Below are 15,447 nucleotides of genomic sequence, written 5' to 3'. Positions count from 1 at the left end.
CTAGACCTCATCGAAGAGACGTTGCGACAATTTCGAGCGGATATTGCCAGCGGGATCGAGCGATTTGCGAATGGCGTTGAAGCGCGACAGAGCGGGATAGCCCGCCGCGAACGTCGCACGCGACTGGCGCGCATCCTTGGCGAGGTAGAGACGTCCGCCGGCGGCGACGACGAGACGATCGATCTCGTCGAGAAAATTCAGGATGTCGCCCCTCAACGGGAAATCCAGCGCCAGCGTATAGCCGGGCAGCGGAAACGACAGGATGCCGTCGCCCTGGCCGAGCCTCTTCAGCACCGCCAGGAACGAGGCATCGCCGCGTCGCGCGACTCGATCGAGGAGGTCGCCGAGCACATCGCGCGCACCGGTTTCGGGAACGACGCATTGATGCTGCAGGAAGCCGCGCTTGCCATAGATGCGATTCCAGTCCTTGAGACTGTCGAGCGGAAAGAAATAGGGATAGAGCGAAACCACGCGGCCGCCGCCGGCGCGCCGCGCGCCCATGCGGTAGTACAGCTCGTTGAAGGCGCGGATGCTGAAGCGGTTCAGCGTCATCGAGGGCAGGTCGACGGGCACACCAAGGCCGGGATCTTTGCCGACGGGAAATGCGGCGGCGCCGGCAGGGAGTTCGTCCCTTGCCGCCTGCTCGCCGAGATAGATCAGCGAGCGGCCGAGATCACGCCCACGCGCGGCGCAATCAATCCACGCCACCGAATAGGTCGCAGAATCGCTCATCTCGAGCGCGCGCATCGCGGCGTCGAGATCGGATGCCGAAATCACGCGCTCCCGGATCCACCCCGTTTCGACCTGCCGCAGCCGCAACGTCGCTTCGAGGATGATTCCGGTCAGTCCCATGCCGCCGATGGTGGCGAAGAACGCATCGGAATTCTGCTCGCGCGAGGCTTCGATGGTCTCGCCCTGTCCCGTGCGCAGCAGGATGCTATCGACATAGCGGCCGAAGCCGCCTTCGCAATGATGGTTCTTGCCGTGCACGTCGGCCGCGATGGCGCCGCCGATCGACACGAAACGCGTGCCGGGCACGACGAAGGGCAGGAAACCGCGCGGGCCGAAGGTGTCGATCAGGTCCGAGAGCAGCACGCCGGCCTCCAGGCGGATGCGCCCGCTCGCCGGATCGAACGACCTGACCCGGTCGAAGCCCGTCATCGTCACGGTCCTGAGGGCGCCGATCGCGGCATCGCCGTAGGCGCGGCCATTGCCGCGCGCGATGCTGCCGGCCGAGACGGCCTCGCCGACCGCTGCGAACGAACGCGGACGCAGCACTTCGCTATCGACGACCGGGAAACGGCCCCAGCCGCTGACGAGGGTCATGGCTCAGCTCCTGTGTCGGGCGCGCCGCCCGGCTTTGGAAACTGACTACCGATCAAAAGCTTATTTTGGGTTGAGGCGCAGGAGGAGCGTAGCCTGGATGGAGCGCCAGCTTGATCCGGGATCGCGCCCCAAGTGATACCGGCCCCGGGTTACGCTTCACTGCATCCGGACCACCGGCCCGAAATCTACCGTCCCAGCGCCAGCGCGATCAGGCCGAGCGTGCCGACGATGACGCGCCACCAGGCGAACACCACGAAGCCGTGGCGGGTGACATAGGTCAGGAACGTCTTCACCACGATGATGGCGGTGATGAACGACACCACGAAGCCGATCGCGACGATGTTGATGTGGTCCATCGTCATCTCGGCCCGGCTCTTGTAGAAGTCGTAGGCGAAGGCGCCGATCATGGTGGGGATGGCAAGGAAGAACGAGAACTCCGCCGCTGCGCGCTTGTCGGCCCCGAGCAGCATTGCCGCAACGATGCTGGCGCCGGAGCGCGACACGCCAGGGATCATCGCCACGCACTGCGCGATGCCGATATAGAGATACGTCAGCAGAGGAAACTTGGTGGCGTCATGCTCGCGCGGCTTGAGGTCGAGCTTGTCGACCCAGAGCAGGACGGCGCCGCCGACGATCAGCGTGAAGCAGATGACCCACGGATTGAACAGCAGGCTCTTGATGTACTTGCCGGCGACGAGGCCGACGATCACGGCGGGCAGAAACGCCACCAGCACACCGATCACGAAGCGCCGCGCATAGGCATCGCCGGTAAACAGACCGATCGCAACGTCCCACAGCTTCCTGAAATACAAACCGACGATCGCGAGAATCGCGCCGAGCTGGATCAGAACCGTAAACGAATCCCAGAACGCGCCCTCGCCGAGATGAAAGAAGCGCTCCGCCAGCAAGAGGTGACCGGTCGAAGATACGGGAAGGAACTCGGTCACACCCTCTATGATGCCGAGGATCACTGCCCGTATTGCGTCTGACATATTTACGGTCCATTTCGGCTGGAAAAGCGGGGCTCTTCTCGCCCATTCGTTCCCACGCTGCAATCGCAAAATGCGAAATCACGCCCTTGCTTCGCGGTTTTGAGGGACTAGTGTGGCGCCGCACAAACATTGATGGATTCTTAAGCACCATCAAATAGTCAAAGGCTTCATGTTTACGCTGTATCATCATCCGTTCTGTCCGCATTCGCGCTTCGTCCGCTTGATCGCGGGCGAATACGGGTTCGACCTGAAGCTGATCGAAGAGCGCAGCTGGGAACGGCGCGAGGCATTTCTGCTGCTCAATGCGGCCGGCACCACGCCTGTCGTGGTGGATGACGAGCAGCCGCCGATCCCGGGCGCGGCGATCATCGCCGAATATGTCGACGAGGCCTATGGCGCCGAGATGGGGCCAAAGCGCCTGATGCCGGAAACGCTTGCCGGGCGCGTCGAGGTGCGCCGGCTGATGGCCTGGTTCAATGAAAAATTCTTCGAGGAGGTCTCGCACCCGCTCGTCACCGAGCGCATCTACAAGCGCTTCATGAGCGAGGAGAACGGCGGCGGCCCGCCTTCGGCCGACGTGATGCGCGCAGCAAAAGCCAATGTGCGCTATCATCTGGCCTATATCGGCTGGCTGGCACAGACCCGCAATTTCCTCGCCGGCGACCGGCTCACCTACGCGGATCTCGCCGCCGCGGCCCATCTTTCGGCGATCGACTATCTGGGCGACGTGCCATGGAGCGAGGACGACGCAGCAAAGGCGTGGTACGCGCGGGTGAAGTCCCGCCCGTCGTTCCGTCCGCTGCTGAGCGAATGGCTGGCGGGCGTGCCGGCGTCGCGGACCTACGTGGACCTGGATTTCTGAGCTCCGATCCGACTGAACTGAAGACCGCGCTTGGCCGCGAAGCGCGCGCGCTCGGCTTCGACTGCATCGGCGTCACCGCGCCGGGCACGATCGAGAGCGCCGGGAACTACTTCCTCGAATTCATCGCATCGGGCGGCCATGGCGACATGGACTGGCTCGCAGCCCAGCCCGAGCGCCGCGTCGATCCGCGCGGGCTGTGGAGCGACGTGCGCAGCGTGATCATGCTCGGCGTCAATTACGGCCCCGACCGGGATCCGCTGGCGGTTCTGAGGCAGCGCACGCGCGCTGCGATCTCGGTCTATGCGCAGGGCGACGACTATCACGACCTGATCAAGAAGCGGCTGAAGGCGCTGGCGCGCTGGCTGGTCGCGACCGCCCCCAGCGAGGTGAAGGTATTCGTCGACACCGCCGCCGTGATGGAGAAGCCGCTCGCCCAGGCCGCGCATCTGGGCTGGCAGGGCAAGCACACCAATCTGGTCTCGCGCGAGTTCGGCTCGTGGCTTTTTCTCGGCGCGATCTACACCACGCTCGAGCTGCCGCGCGACGATGCGGAGATCGATCATTGCGGCTCCTGCCGGGCCTGCCTCGACATCTGCCCGACGGCGGCATTCCCCGCGCCATACAAGCTCGATGCGCGGCGCTGCATCTCTTATCTCACCATAGAGAACAAGGGGCCGATCCCGCGCGAATTCCGCAAAGCGATCGGCAATCGCATCTATGGCTGCGATGATTGTCTTGCCGCATGTCCCTGGAACAAGTTCGCACGGGAGGGGCGCGAGGAGAAGCTCGCGGCCCGGGACGAGTTGCGCGCGCCTGCGCTCGCCGAACTGGCACGGCTCGACGATGCGGCGTTTCGCGCGCTGTTCACGAAATCACCGGTCAAGCGCATCGGCCGCGACCGGTTCTTGCGCAACGTGCTGATTGCGATCGGCAACTCGGGTGACGTGTCCCTGGCGGACGAGGCGCGACGATTGCTGGACGATGAGAATCCGCTGGTGCGCGGGGCTGCGGTGTGGGCGCTGCGGCAGCTGGTCGCGCGGGAGGAGTTCGAGGTGCTGAGGCTGCACGCTCTCGAACTCGAGCACGACGAGAGCGTTCGCGAGGAGTGGCAAGCAGAAAGCACTGCCGGCTCCTCGCCATGAGGATCGTGGACCTTGATTTCCCCATCCATTCCCGCAATCTCGCACGCATGACAAACATGCCTTTCTTCACCCGCGACGGCGACACATTCCATCCGACGGAAGTCGCCAATGGTCCCTGGGATCCGACATCGCTGCATGGGCGCGTCATCATCGGGCTGCTCGGCTTCGTCATCGAAGAGCGCCATTCCGGTCCTGAATTCGTGCCGGCGCGGCTCACCGTCGACATGTTTCGGCTGCCGACCATCGATAAGCCGATCGAAGTGACGACGCGCCTGGTCCGCGACGGACTGCGAATACGCGTGGTGGAAGCGGAATTCTTTTCCGGCGGGGTCGGCATGGCGCGCGCCTCGTGCCAGTTGCTGCGCAAGACACAAAATCCCGAAGGCAATGTCTGGTCGCCGCCGAACTGGGACGCGCCGAAGCCGGCCGAGATTCCCAAGCCAACCGATCCCAGGCTCGGCATGAACGGCAAATGGGCAACGCGCCCCATCATCGGCCATATGGGCTCGCTCGGACCTCGCCGGCTCTGGATGAGCGAGGTGCGCGAGCTCGTTGCGGGCGTGCCGATGACCCCGTTCGTCCATGTCGCAACCGGCGCCGATTTCGCCAGCCCGTTTGCGAATGCGGGCGACAAGGGGCTCGGCTACATCAACAGCGACGTCACGATCTATCTGCACCGCCTGCCGGTCACTGAATGGATCGGCTTCGAGGTCGTGAACCACCACGCCACCGATGGCGTCGCGATCGGCGAATGCTGGCTCTATGACGAACAGGGCCCGATCGGCACGGCCACGGTCGCCGCGCTGGCGCAGCGCAAGCCGATGGCAAATCCGTCGAAGCGATAACTCACCGTCGTCATTCCGGGGTACGCGTAGCGTGAGCCCCGGAATGACGAGTGGAGAGACCCTAACCCAGATGCCGCTGCATCTCCGGGCGCGCCTTCAGTTCGGCGCCTTGCTTGGCCACGATCTTCGCAATCCGTTCCGGTGCGAATTTCAAGTCGACGAACGCCGGCGCGGTGTTGGCGACCTCGTGATAGCTCGCAATCTTTCCGTCGCGCAGCGTCATGATCGCCACGCCCTCGAACATCGCGCGCGCGCCGTTCGCCTCCGGCAGGGTTGACTTGTAGCTGAACGTGTAGCGCGCATAGAGCGTGGTGCCGTCGGTGACGGGGTGGTGCATGTCCCAGCGGAAGTCGGTCGCCGTGCGGTAGAACCAGTCGTCGATCATCGCGGCGATCTTCTCGCGGCCTTCGAAGGCGCCGTAGAAGACGTCGTGATAGACGCCGTCCTCGGTGAAGAGTTCGGCAAAGGCGCGGCCGTTGCGCTGCTCGACCGCATCGCAGAAGGCGCGCAGCAGGGCGGTGGTGGTCATTAGCTTGCCTCCCAGTGCTTCTTTTTGTGTTTTTGTGCCCTCTCCCCTTTTGGGAGAGGGCAGCTCCGCTCGTCGAAACACATTCGCTCGGGAGGTTTATCTCACCCGATCTCCGCCACCGCCGCAAGGATGCGCGCGATATCCTGCGGGCGGGAGAGGCGGTGATCGCCGTCCTGAATCATGGTCAGTACGACGTCGTCAGCGGGCAGACGGTGCGTCAATGCGAAAGCGTGCTGCCAGGGCACGTCCGGATCCCTTGCGCCTTGCAGGATGCGGACAGGGCAACCGAGATCGATGGCGCTACCGAGCACGAGGTGGTTGCGGCCCTCCTCGATCAGGTTCCGCGTGATCGGATAGGGCGAGCCGTCGTCGTATTCCGACGGCCGCAGCCAGACGCCCTTGGTCTCGATCTCCTTCTTCACCGCCGGCGGAAAAGTCTTCCACATCAGTTCCTCGGTGAAGTCGGGCGCAGGCGCGATCAGCACGAGCCCGGCCAGCGACGCCTTGGCAGGACGTTTCTTGATTTCGCGCGCGAGCAGCAGCGCCATCCAGCCGCCCATGGAGGAGCCGATCAGGACCTGCGGGCCCTCGCAGAAGCGCTCGAACACCGCAACGCTATCTTCGAGCCAGCGTCCAATGGTTCCATCGACGAAGTCGCCGCCGGATTCGCCGTGGCCCGAATAGTCGAACCGGACCATGGCGCGGCCGTGATCCCTGGCCCAGGCATCCAGCGCCAAGGCCTTGCTACCCTGCATGTCCGACTTGAAGCCGCCGAGCCAGAACAGTCCGGGCCCCTGTCCACGCCGACTGCGCACGGCGATCCTGCGTGTGCACGGGCCCTCGCCCACATCGATGAAGTCGAGCACGGCATCTGGAATTATATCCGTCATGGAACGTTTACTCTGGCTATGCGGTTTGAACTGAACCGGGCGTGCCGCCACGACGCAGCCCGATGCCGACATTGGCCGTTTGGGACGCTTGCGGAACAGAAGCAAGGTGTCTATGTCGTCAGCGTGCCCAGGCGTGGCCAAAATGCCTCGCATTTGAGGGTTTTTCGCGCCTCGCATGAGCGACTTGCTTGCCGGCAAACGCATCTTCCTTCAAGATAGCCGCTTCCTTCACAACTTTGGAGAACCACCCATTCGCCGTCCTAATAAAGCTCCGCCCGCTGCCAGCAAAGACGGGCCGCGCATCAATGATGATATCCGCAATGCGCAGATCCAGCTGATCGACCAGACCGGTGAGAACAAGGGCACGGTCGAGACCGTCCTCGCCATCCGGATGGCTCAGGAAGTCGGCATGGATCTGGTCGAGATTTCGCCGAATGCCAGCCCTCCCGTCTGCAAGATCATGGACTACGGGAAGTACAAGTATTCCGCTCAAAAGAAAGCCGCGGAAGCCCGCAAGCGGCAGAAGACCGTCGAGATCAAGGAGATCAAGCTCCGCCCGATGATCGACGACCACGATTACGACGTGAAGATGCGCGCGATGCAGCGATTCTTCGAAGAGGGCGACAAGGTCAAGATCACGTTGCGCTATCGCGGCCGCGAAATGGCGCACCAGGAGATCGGCACCAAGCTGCTGGACAAGATCAAGACCGACGTCGCCGAGCTCGCCAAGGTCGAGCAGGACGCGCGGTTTGAAGGCCGCCAGGTCGTCATGGTGCTCGCGCCGCGCTGACGCCGGTGTGTTGGGACTGAGAGTTCAACGGCCCGTCCGGATCTCCGGCGGGCCGTTTTGTTGTTCACCTCTCCCGCTCCCGAGAGAGGTCGCGCCCAAGGCGTGGGGGAAGGTTCTTACCCCTCCGGGCTCTCGCTTGCGAGACACCCTCTGCCCAGCCATCCTCGCAAGCGGAGGAGGGAGCGCACCAGCTTCCTGGCGACTACGTGCGCGTTGCCTGCCAGGTGCCACTGCACTGGTCGCCGGAAATGACGCCTTTCCACGATCCCGTGCCGTTCATGCCACCGAGGCGGCCGCCGCCGCTGGCATGGGAGGCGCCGACCGAGACCTGGACGGCGACGGCGCCGGAACGATTGACCCTGCCCGAGACGCGGCCGCCGCCGGCGGACGAGACGCGGCTGCCGGTTACCGTGAAGGGGACGCTGTAGCCCGAGCTGCAATTTCCCCGCGTGGTGGCGAAGGTGACGTTCCAGATGCCGTCATAGCCGCGGACACGGGCATCGGCGGTCGACGGCAGCGCGGCCGCGGCAAGCACGGCGAGCAGCGCCAGGCGACGCGGGCGGCCAAGGGTCGGCAAAGAGGAGATCGATTGCGGGAAATGGGCCATTTTGGTCCTGCTCCGGGTGCGACTGGGGGCATGAGGTGGCGACAGCCGATAGTCTCCGGGCCTGTTCCGCGGGTTCATCGTTGCCATTTCGCCGATCCTCTGTCATAAGCCCAGCCTTCATCGCCCGGCTGATTAAGGGCTGCCGTGGCGGTGTCTCGTGCGGGGTTTCGCGCTCGTTCGCAAAACCTAAGCACAATCAACGCTCTAACGAGCATTTTTGACGGTCCAGCCGCCTTCGCGGGCGGATCCCTGTGGCCATTAGGAGAGCCAAATGCCCAAGCTGAAGACCAAATCGGGCGCTAAAAAGCGCTTCAAGGTGACTGCCACCGGCAAAGTGATGCACGCCCAGCGCGGCAAGCGTCACGGCATGATCAAGCGGACGAAGAAGCAGATCCGTCAGCTCCGCGGCACCCGCGTGCTGTTCAAGACCGACGGCGACAACGTCAAGAAGTACTTCTTGCCGAACGCCTGATCGCGTCCACGATCACTGCCACTCTGCCGCGCATCCCGCGGCAATCCGATAACCAAAGTCATCTCTGAAGGATTTCGTCATGTCTCGCGTCAAACGCGGTGTGACCGCCCACGCCAAGCACAAGAAAGTCTACAAGGCCGCCAAGGGTTTCTACGGCCGCCGCAAGAACACCATCCGCGCCGCCAAGCCGGCCGTCGAGAAGGCGATGCAATATGCCTTCCGTGACCGCAAGCGCAAGAAGCGGACGTTCCGCGCGCTCTGGATCCAGCGCATCAACGCGGCAGTCCGTCCGTTCGGCCTGACCTACAGCCGATTTATCGACGGCATGGCCAAGTCCGGGATCACCGTGGACCGCAAGGTGCTGTCGGATCTCGCGGTTCGCGAGCCCGCCGCGTTCCAGGCGATCGCCGAGAAGGCCAAGGCCGCGTTGGCGGCGTAAGCCGTCCTCCACTGTGCTCTGCGCAGCATTCGGCTTGTGATGGCCCGGGCAGAGGTGCATCTCGCGCCTTAAAGCCCCGGCCGTCATTTCTTGCGCAAACACACTTCTCCGACGTGGATGCCCGGCGAATCTAACGCGAAGACGCGCTTCGCGCTTTTGGGCCGGGCGTGACGGGCTAGGATCATCGGCTCAGCATCCTGGCCAAAAGGGATTGCCATGACCGATCTTGTCCAACTTCAAGCCCAGATCATCGCCGACATCGCCGCGGCCGCCGACGAGGCGGCGTTGGAAGCCGTGCGCGTCGCAGCCCTCGGCAAGAAGGGTTCGATCTCCGCACTGCTCGCCACGCTCGGCAAGATGTCGCCGGACGAGCGCAAGACGCAGGGCGCCGCGATCAACCAGGCCAAGGACGAGGTCACCACGGCGCTCGCCGCGCGCCGCGACGTGCTGAAGTCGGCCGCGCTCGACGCGCGGCTCGCCGCCGAGACTGTCGACGTCACCCTGCCCCTGCGTGATGCGCCGGCCGAGGCCGGCCGTATCCATCCTCTGAGCCAGGTCTGGGACGAGCTGACCACGATCTTCGCGGACATGGGATTCTCTGTCGCCGAAGGCCCGGATATCGAGACCGACGACTACAACTTCACCAAGCTGAATTTCCCGGAAGGCCATCCGGCGCGCGAGATGCACGACACGTTCTTCTTCCATCCGAAGGAGGACGGCTCGCGCATGCTGCTGCGAACCCACACCTCGCCGGTGCAGGTGCGCACCATGCTCAGCCAGAAGCCGCCGATCCGCGTGATCTGCCCGGGCCGCACCTACCGCATCGATTCGGACGCGACCCACACGCCGCAATTCCACCAGGTCGAAGGCCTCGTCATCGACAAGAGCTCGCATCTCGGCCACCTCAAATGGATCCTGCACGAGTTCTGCAAGGCGTTCTTCGAGGTCGACCACATCAACATGCGCTTCCGGCCGTCGTTCTTCCCGTTCACCGAGCCGTCGCTGGAAGTCGACATCCAGTGCCGCCGCGACAAGGGCGAGATCCGCTTCGGCGAGGGCGAGGACTGGCTCGAGATTCTCGGCTGCGGCATGGTGCATCCGAACGTGCTGCGCGCCTGCGGCATCGATCCGGACGAGTACCAGGGCTTTGCCTGGGGCATGGGCATCGACCGCATCGCCATGCTGAAATACGGCATCGCCGACCTGCGCCAGCTGTTCGACAGCGACGTCCGCTGGCTGGGCCACTATGGCTTCAGGCCGCTCGAAGTGCCGACGCTTGCCGGAGGGCTGAGCTCGTGAGGGCGGTGATCCAATGTGAGATTGCGCAGACTCTCTCCGTTCCCTCCCCCCTTGTGGGGGAGGGTCAGGGAGGGGGGTAGCCGCGGATGCCGCACGCAGTTGTGAGCGAGCGTCAACGCAGCAAGGCGAAGCAGCTTCGCCGAGCGATGACGCACGATGAAACACTGCTGTGGCGCTACCTGAAAGCCAATCGCATGGATGGTGTCGGCATCCGGCGGCAAACGCCGATCGGAAACTACATCGCTGACTTTGTGTGCTTCTCCTCTAAGCTCATCATTGAGCTCGACGGAGAATCCCACGATTTCGAGGAGCGTCAGAAGAAGGATGAGCGTCGCGACGCCTTCTTCGCCGCCGAGGGTTTTCAGGTTCTGCGCTTCACCAACGATCAGGTGATGACGAACCTCGAGGGAGTTGTTGAGGCAATCCGCCAGGCAGCTTCCGCCGGCGCCCGCGGCTCACCCCCCTCCCTTACCCTCCCCCACAAGGGGGGAGAGTACACTGACATCGACCAAGATCAATTCTTAGACACAGACAAGAGCCGAGGCGCACAGCCATGAAATTCACCCTCTCCTGGCTGAAAGACCATCTCGACACCGACGAGCCCCTGGAAAAGCTCGCCGACAAGCTCACCATGATCGGTCTCGAGGTGGAGAACATCGAGGACAAGGCGAAGGCGCTGAAGCCTTTCACCATTGCGAGAGTGATCTCGGCCGAACAGCATCCGAATGCGGATCGCCTGCGGGTCTGCATGGTCGACACCGGCGACGGCGGCGCGCCGGTGCAGGTGGTGTGCGGTGCGCCGAATGCGCGCGCAGGCCTCGTCAGCGTGTTCTCGCCGCCCGGCACCTACATTCCCGGCAAGGATATCACGCTCGGTGTCGGCACCATCCGCGGCGTCGAGAGCCGCGGCATGCTGTGCTCGGCGGCCGAATTGCAGGTCTCCAATGACCATGACGGCATCATGGAATTGCCGGCGGATGCACCGATCGGGGCCGGCTATGCCGAATGGGCGGCGCTCGGCGATCCCGTGGTCGAGATCAACCTGACGCCGAACCGGCAGGACTGCACCGGCGTGCACGGCATCGCGCGCGACCTCGCCGCCGCCGACATGGGCAAGTTCAAGGACCCCACGATCAAGCCGATCAAGGGCGAATTCCCCTGCCCGGTGAAGGTGACGGTCGAGGATGCCACCTTGTGTCCCGGCTTCGCGCTGCGCCTCGTGCGCGGCGTCAAGAACGGACCGTCGCCGGAATGGCTGCAGAAGCGGCTGACCGCGATCGGGCTGCGCCCGATCAACGCGCTGGTCGACATCACCAACTTCATGACCTTCGACCGCGCGCGGCCGCTGCATGTGTTCGACGCCAAGAAGGTGAAGGGCAATCTCGTCGTGCGCCGGGCCCGCGAGGGCGAGAGCCTGCTCGCGCTTGACGGCCGCACCTACAATCTCGATCCCTCGATCTGCGTGATTGCCGACGAGCATGGCGTCGAGTCGCTCGCCGGCATCATGGGCGGCGAGGCCTCGGGCTGCGACGAAGACACCACCGACGTGCTGATCGAATCGGCGCTGTGGAACGAGATCAACATCGCGCAGACCGGCCGCAAGCTCGGCATCAATTCCGACGCGCGCTACCGTTTCGAGCGGGGCGTCGATCCGGCCTTCATGGTGCCGGGGATCGAGCTCGCGACCAAGCTGGTGATGGAGATGTGCGGCGGCGCGCCGTCCGAGACCGTTGTGGTCGGCAAGGCCTTTGGCGACGATCGCCTGATCGAATTCCCGATCACCGAGGTCAAGCGCCTGTCGGGCATCGAGGTGCCGCAGGCCGAGATGAAGCGCATCCTGACCCATCTCGGTTTCATGATGGCGGGCCCCGGCCCGGTGGTGAAGGTCGCGGTTCCGTCCTGGCGTTCCGACGTGCACGGCAAGGCCGACATCGTCGAGGAGATCGTCCGCATCTTCGGCGTCGACAAGGTGCCGATGACGCCGTTCGAGCGCGGCGATGACGCACGCAAGCCGGTGCTGACCCCGCTCCAGCTTCGCACCCGCCGCGCGCGGCGCGCGCTCGCAAGCCGCGGCATGGTCGAGGCGGTGACGTGGTCGTTCATCGCCAAGCCCGCCGCCGAGCTGTTCGGCGGCGGCCAGCGCGCGCTCGAAGTGGCCAACCCGATCGCCTCGGATCTCTCCGACATGCGTCCGACCCTGCTCGCCGGCCTGATCGCGGCGGCACAGGCCAATGCCGATCGCGGTTTTGGCGATGTCGCCCTGTTCGAGGTCGGCCAGCTGTTCAAGGGCGATCGCCCGCAGGACCAGTTCATGGCGGCGAGCGGCGTCCGCCGCGGCCTTGCGTCGTCCGAAGGTCTGGGACGGCATTGGTCGGGTTCGGCGCAGGCTGACGTGTTCGATGCCAAGGCCGACGCGCTGGCGGTGCTGGCCGCCAGCGGTGCGCCGATGCAGGCGCTTCAGATCGTGGCCGGCGGTCCTGGCTGGCTGCACCCGGGCCGCTCCGGCACGATCCAGATCGGACCGCAGAACGTGCTGGGCTATTTCGGCGAGATGCATCCGCGCGCGCTGGAGACGCTGGGTGCCGACGGGCCGCTGATGGTGTTCGAGGTGATCCTCGACCGCATTCCAGAGGCGAAGAAGAAGCCGACCCGCGCCAAGCCCTTGATCGAGCTGTCGGCATTCCAGCCTGTATCACGCGACTTTGCCTTCATCGTCGACCGCAGCGTGAAGGCAGGCGACATCGTGCGCGCGGCGCAGGGCATCGACAAGAAGCTGATCACCGGCGTGAATGTCTTCGACGTCTACGAGGGCAAGGGCATCGATGATGGCAAGAAGTCGATTGCGATCGCGGTCACGCTGCAGCCGCGTGAGAAAACCCTCACCGACCAGGAGATCGAGGCCGTCGGCGCCAAGATCGTGGCCGAGGTCACGAAGAAGACGGGCGGCACTCTGAGAGCATGACATCGGAAAGCGTGAAGCGGTCTTCGGACAGCATCATGCTCCAGAATGACAGAGCATGAGTCTCGCCGACTTTCTCCCGAAGGATGTCAGCTTCGCCATCGCGATGGCGCTTTGCGCCGTCGCCTTCGTTTCGGGCACCGCGCGCGGCTTCTCCGGCTTCGGCTCGGCGCTGATCTTCATGCCGCTGGCGAGCAGCATCGCCGCCCCGCGGCTCGTTGCCGCCCTGCTGCTCGTGATCGATTTTGTCGCGGCGGCGCCGCTGCTGCCCGACGCCTGGCGCAAGGCGGACCGCAAGGCCACGGCGGTGATCGTGCTCGGCGCGCTGATCGGCGTACCCGTCGGCACCTATTTCCTCAGCGTGCTCGAGCCCGTCACCACGCGCTGGATCATCTCCTGTTTCGTCGCAGCGCTCTTGCTCCTACTGCTGTCGGGCTGGCGCTATCGCGGCAAGGACCACGCCTGGCTCTCGGTCGGCATCGGCGGCCTCTCCGGCTTCTGCAGCGGGCTCGCACAGACCGGCGGCCCGCCGATCGTCGGCTATTGGCTCGGCCGCCCCATCCCACCGATCGTCGCGCGCGCCAACATCGTGCTGTTCTTCGGCGCGTCGGATTTCTTTTCCATGGTCAGCTATGCGGCCACCGGTCTGATCAGCCGTGAGTCTCTGGTGCTCTCCCTGATCGTCGGCCCGGTCTATGCGCTTGGCGTCGCCTTCGGCGCCTCGCTGTTCGGCCGCGCCAGCGAGAAAGTGTTTCGCGGCATTTGCTACGCCCTGATCGCCATGGCTGTGATTGCCGGGCTGCCGGTGCTGGACGGGATCTTGCGGTAAACCACCGCCTCACCGTCGAGGCGCTCTGCGCTTCTTCGTCGACTGGGTCGGCACATCGGCGGGCTCGCTCTTCAGCGCGCCGATCTTCCGCAAGGCCGCCTCAGCGGCGCGCTCGCCGCTTTCCCAGGCGCCATCCACCGTGCCCCACAAGGTCTCGTGGGTGGCTTCGCCGGCGAGAAACACGTTGCCAACAGGCTCGCTCAGGATCTTTCGCGAGAGCTGGCCGCCGGGCGATGCTGCCGACATCGCACCCATGACATAGGGCGAGGCATTCCAGCGCGTGGCGCTGGTCTTCTGCACCGCGGCCGCGGCCTCGCTGCCGAACAGCTTCGTGATCCACTCCTTCGAGAAGGCAACCATCGCGCTCTCGCCCTGCTGGGAGAGATCGCGGCCGAACGAGCCGCCGACATCGATCGAGCACAGCGACGAGCCGCCGATATTCGCAAACAGCAGCGCCGTGCGCGTCGAATTGCTTTGCTCGACGAGGATATCGTCGCGCGAGAGGCCGAGCGGATTGCCCGGCAATTGCAGCACGATGCGATCGTAGCTGCCGAGGCCCAGCTTGGATGCAGCGTCCAGCGTGCGCTTCGGGATGTCGGGCGCGAACCTGATCGCACCCGATGTCAGCACGTTGGTGGAGACTGTGACGATGGCGGCGCGCGCGCCGATCTTGCCGGCTTGTGTCTCCACGCTGACGTCGCGGCTGCTCCACGCGATGCGGCTCGCCGGCGTTGCCAGCGCCACCGGCACCTGCTCGCCAAGCTTCGTGATCAGCGTGCCGAGACCCTGGCGGCAGGCGATCGCGGCGTTGCGGTCCTGCGCGCGGCCCTTGTCGATCGCGGACAGTTCCTTGAGGTCCTTGCCGGCGAAGCTCGCGCCCAGCATGAACTCGGCCGCGCCGGCCCAGTCGCCGAGATCCTTCGGCAGCACCGATGCGCAGGACGTATCGAGCTTGGCGCGCGCGGCCTCATCGATGGCGCGGTTGGCGCGCACCAGCGCCGCCAGGAACTGCTCGGTCTCGCCCGCGCGCGCGTTGCGGCGGCCGATACGCATCTTCTGGCCCGATGGCGCCGGCAGCACGTCGAGCCCAACGCTGCGAGCCAGCCGGATCATCGGATTGGTATCGGGGTTGTACATCCAGCGCGCACCGCGCTCGAACGGCGTGTCGAACGTCGTGCTGTCGGTGACGCAGCGGCCGCCGACTTGGGATGCCGCTTCCAACACCACGACCTTGCGGCCCGTCGCCATGATACGCCGCGCTGCGGCAATTCCCGCAGCCCCCGCCCCGATCACGACAATGTCGGCCTCCCGCGGCAGGGGCGCTGCGGTGGCGCGCAGGACCGGCAGCGCGGCAAAACCCGCTGACGCGACAAGGAAACCGCGGCGCGTGATTGTCATGTCATGGTTTCCGGAGACTTGCGGCGAACGGGAACAGCCAGCGAACCTTGCCGCATCTGATGTTGCAC

At 64.8% G+C, this 15,447-nt stretch carries 16 protein-coding genes; 10 read left to right on the top strand and 6 right to left on the bottom strand.

What is annotated here, in order from left to right; all coding sequences use genetic code 11:
- Window positions 1-1,326 (bottom strand): FAD-binding oxidoreductase, encoded by a 1,326-nt coding sequence (locus K408_RS0111630; RefSeq protein WP_024338624.1) that lies wholly within the window; start codon window positions 1,324-1,326, stop codon window positions 1-3.
- 185 nt (window positions 1,327-1,511) lie between these two features.
- On the bottom strand, window positions 1,512-2,318 hold the full coding sequence (locus K408_RS0111625; RefSeq protein WP_024338625.1) for an undecaprenyl-diphosphate phosphatase: 807 nt from the start codon (window positions 2,316-2,318) through the stop codon (window positions 1,512-1,514).
- Window positions 2,319-2,487: 169 nt separating this feature from the next.
- Here K408_RS0111625 and K408_RS0111620 point away from each other — a divergent pair, with 169 nt between their 5' ends.
- The 3 genes from K408_RS0111620 to K408_RS0111610 are packed head-to-tail and all read left to right on the top strand — an operon-like array spanning window position 2,488 to window position 5,167.
- Window positions 2,488-3,180 (top strand): glutathione S-transferase family protein, encoded by a 693-nt coding sequence (locus tag K408_RS0111620; protein WP_024338626.1) that lies wholly within the window; start codon window positions 2,488-2,490, stop codon window positions 3,178-3,180.
- Window positions 3,129-4,322, top strand: coding sequence for a tRNA epoxyqueuosine(34) reductase QueG (queG, locus tag K408_RS0111615; RefSeq protein ID WP_024338627.1), 1,194 nt, complete (start codon window positions 3,129-3,131; stop codon window positions 4,320-4,322). Before K408_RS0111620 ends, queG begins: the two co-directional genes overlap by 52 nt.
- A gap of 47 nt (window positions 4,323-4,369) precedes the next feature.
- Window positions 4,370-5,167, top strand: coding sequence for an acyl-CoA thioesterase domain-containing protein (locus tag K408_RS0111610; protein ID WP_024338628.1), 798 nt, complete (start codon window positions 4,370-4,372; stop codon window positions 5,165-5,167).
- Between the two features lie 61 nt (window positions 5,168-5,228).
- Here K408_RS0111610 and K408_RS0111605 read toward each other — a convergent pair whose 3' ends face one another.
- Together K408_RS0111605 and K408_RS0111600 are read right to left on the bottom strand one after the other, a co-directional pair.
- Window positions 5,229-5,696, bottom strand: a complete 468-nt coding sequence (locus K408_RS0111605) for a nuclear transport factor 2 family protein (RefSeq protein ID WP_024338629.1) — start codon at window positions 5,694-5,696, stop codon at window positions 5,229-5,231.
- Window positions 5,697-5,797: 101 nt separating this feature from the next.
- Window positions 5,798-6,586: an alpha/beta hydrolase gene (locus K408_RS0111600; protein ID WP_024338630.1), complete on the bottom strand. Its 789-nt coding sequence runs from the start codon at window positions 6,584-6,586 to the stop codon at window positions 5,798-5,800.
- 250 nt (window positions 6,587-6,836) lie between these two features.
- Between K408_RS0111600 and infC the strand changes: the two genes are divergently transcribed.
- Complete coding sequence (gene infC, locus K408_RS0111595; protein WP_080654865.1) at window positions 6,837-7,376, top strand: translation initiation factor IF-3; 540 nt, start codon at window positions 6,837-6,839, stop codon at window positions 7,374-7,376.
- A gap of 202 nt (window positions 7,377-7,578) precedes the next feature.
- Here the strand turns inward: infC and K408_RS0111590 are convergent, their stop codons facing one another.
- Window positions 7,579-7,983 carry a hypothetical protein gene (locus tag K408_RS0111590; RefSeq protein WP_024338632.1) on the bottom strand — a complete coding sequence of 135 codons (405 nt, stop codon included), beginning with the start codon at window positions 7,981-7,983 and terminating at the stop codon, window positions 7,579-7,581.
- Between the two features lie 271 nt (window positions 7,984-8,254).
- Between K408_RS0111590 and rpmI the strand changes: the two genes are divergently transcribed.
- The 6 genes from rpmI (at window position 8,255) to K408_RS0111560 (ending at window position 13,981) form a co-directional block, all read left to right on the top strand.
- Window positions 8,255-8,455: a 50S ribosomal protein L35 gene (gene rpmI / locus K408_RS0111585; protein ID WP_008539890.1), complete on the top strand. Its 201-nt coding sequence runs from the start codon at window positions 8,255-8,257 to the stop codon at window positions 8,453-8,455.
- A 79-nt stretch (window positions 8,456-8,534) separates the two neighbouring features.
- Window positions 8,535-8,894: a 50S ribosomal protein L20 gene (gene rplT / locus K408_RS0111580; protein WP_024338633.1), complete on the top strand. Its 360-nt coding sequence runs from the start codon at window positions 8,535-8,537 to the stop codon at window positions 8,892-8,894.
- Between the two features lie 216 nt (window positions 8,895-9,110).
- Window positions 9,111-10,193 (top strand): phenylalanine--tRNA ligase subunit alpha, encoded by a 1,083-nt coding sequence (gene pheS / locus K408_RS0111575; protein WP_024338634.1) that lies wholly within the window; start codon window positions 9,111-9,113, stop codon window positions 10,191-10,193.
- 86 nt (window positions 10,194-10,279) lie between these two features.
- Window positions 10,280-10,750, top strand: a complete 471-nt coding sequence (locus tag K408_RS0111570; protein ID WP_024338635.1) for an endonuclease domain-containing protein — start codon at window positions 10,280-10,282, stop codon at window positions 10,748-10,750.
- Complete coding sequence (gene pheT / locus K408_RS0111565; protein WP_024338636.1) at window positions 10,747-13,155, top strand: phenylalanine--tRNA ligase subunit beta; 2,409 nt, start codon at window positions 10,747-10,749, stop codon at window positions 13,153-13,155. Before K408_RS0111570 ends, pheT begins: the two co-directional genes overlap by 4 nt.
- A 55-nt stretch (window positions 13,156-13,210) precedes the next feature.
- On the top strand, window positions 13,211-13,981 hold the full coding sequence (locus K408_RS0111560) for a sulfite exporter TauE/SafE family protein (RefSeq protein WP_024338637.1): 771 nt from the start codon (window positions 13,211-13,213) through the stop codon (window positions 13,979-13,981).
- A gap of 9 nt (window positions 13,982-13,990) precedes the next feature.
- On the opposite strand, the gene K408_RS0111555 is transcribed toward K408_RS0111560, so the two are convergent.
- Complete coding sequence (locus K408_RS0111555; protein WP_024338638.1) at window positions 13,991-15,379, bottom strand: flavin monoamine oxidase family protein; 1,389 nt, start codon at window positions 15,377-15,379, stop codon at window positions 13,991-13,993.
- Window positions 15,380-15,447 lie beyond the last annotated feature (68 nt).

Origin of the sequence: Bradyrhizobium sp. in8p8, from assembly GCF_000426845.1 — a bacterium.
In the GTDB taxonomy this organism is placed as follows: domain Bacteria; phylum Pseudomonadota; class Alphaproteobacteria; order Rhizobiales; family Xanthobacteraceae; genus Bradyrhizobium; species Bradyrhizobium japonicum_C.
This window is presented reverse-complemented; position numbering and strand designations above follow the sequence as displayed.

Excerpts from the sequence above, each read along its gene's own strand:
- K408_RS0111630 (WP_024338624.1), bottom strand. The coding sequence starts at position 1,326 with ATGACCCTCGTCAGCGGCTGGGGCCGTTTCCCGGTCGTCGATAGCGAA.
- K408_RS0111625 (WP_024338625.1), bottom strand. The coding sequence starts at position 2,318 with ATGTCAGACGCAATACGGGCAGTGATCCTCGGCATCATAGAGGGTGTG.
- K408_RS0111620 (WP_024338626.1), top strand. The coding sequence starts at position 2,488 with ATGTTTACGCTGTATCATCATCCGTTCTGTCCGCATTCGCGCTTCGTC.
- queG (WP_024338627.1), top strand. The coding sequence starts at position 3,129 with ATGGCTGGCGGGCGTGCCGGCGTCGCGGACCTACGTGGACCTGGATTT.
- K408_RS0111610 (WP_024338628.1), top strand. The coding sequence starts at position 4,370 with ATGACAAACATGCCTTTCTTCACCCGCGACGGCGACACATTCCATCCG.
- K408_RS0111605 (WP_024338629.1), bottom strand. The coding sequence starts at position 5,696 with ATGACCACCACCGCCCTGCTGCGCGCCTTCTGCGATGCGGTCGAGCAG.
- K408_RS0111600 (WP_024338630.1), bottom strand. The coding sequence starts at position 6,586 with ATGACGGATATAATTCCAGATGCCGTGCTCGACTTCATCGATGTGGGC.
- K408_RS0111590 (WP_024338632.1), bottom strand. The coding sequence starts at position 7,983 with ATGGCCCATTTCCCGCAATCGATCTCCTCTTTGCCGACCCTTGGCCGC.
- rpmI (WP_008539890.1), top strand. The coding sequence starts at position 8,255 with ATGCCCAAGCTGAAGACCAAATCGGGCGCTAAAAAGCGCTTCAAGGTG.
- rplT (WP_024338633.1), top strand. The coding sequence starts at position 8,535 with ATGTCTCGCGTCAAACGCGGTGTGACCGCCCACGCCAAGCACAAGAAA.
- pheS (WP_024338634.1), top strand. The coding sequence starts at position 9,111 with ATGACCGATCTTGTCCAACTTCAAGCCCAGATCATCGCCGACATCGCC.
- K408_RS0111570 (WP_024338635.1), top strand. The coding sequence starts at position 10,280 with ATGCCGCACGCAGTTGTGAGCGAGCGTCAACGCAGCAAGGCGAAGCAG.
- pheT (WP_024338636.1), top strand. The coding sequence starts at position 10,747 with ATGAAATTCACCCTCTCCTGGCTGAAAGACCATCTCGACACCGACGAG.
- K408_RS0111560 (WP_024338637.1), top strand. The coding sequence starts at position 13,211 with ATGAGTCTCGCCGACTTTCTCCCGAAGGATGTCAGCTTCGCCATCGCG.
- K408_RS0111555 (WP_024338638.1), bottom strand. The coding sequence starts at position 15,379 with ATGACAATCACGCGCCGCGGTTTCCTTGTCGCGTCAGCGGGTTTTGCC.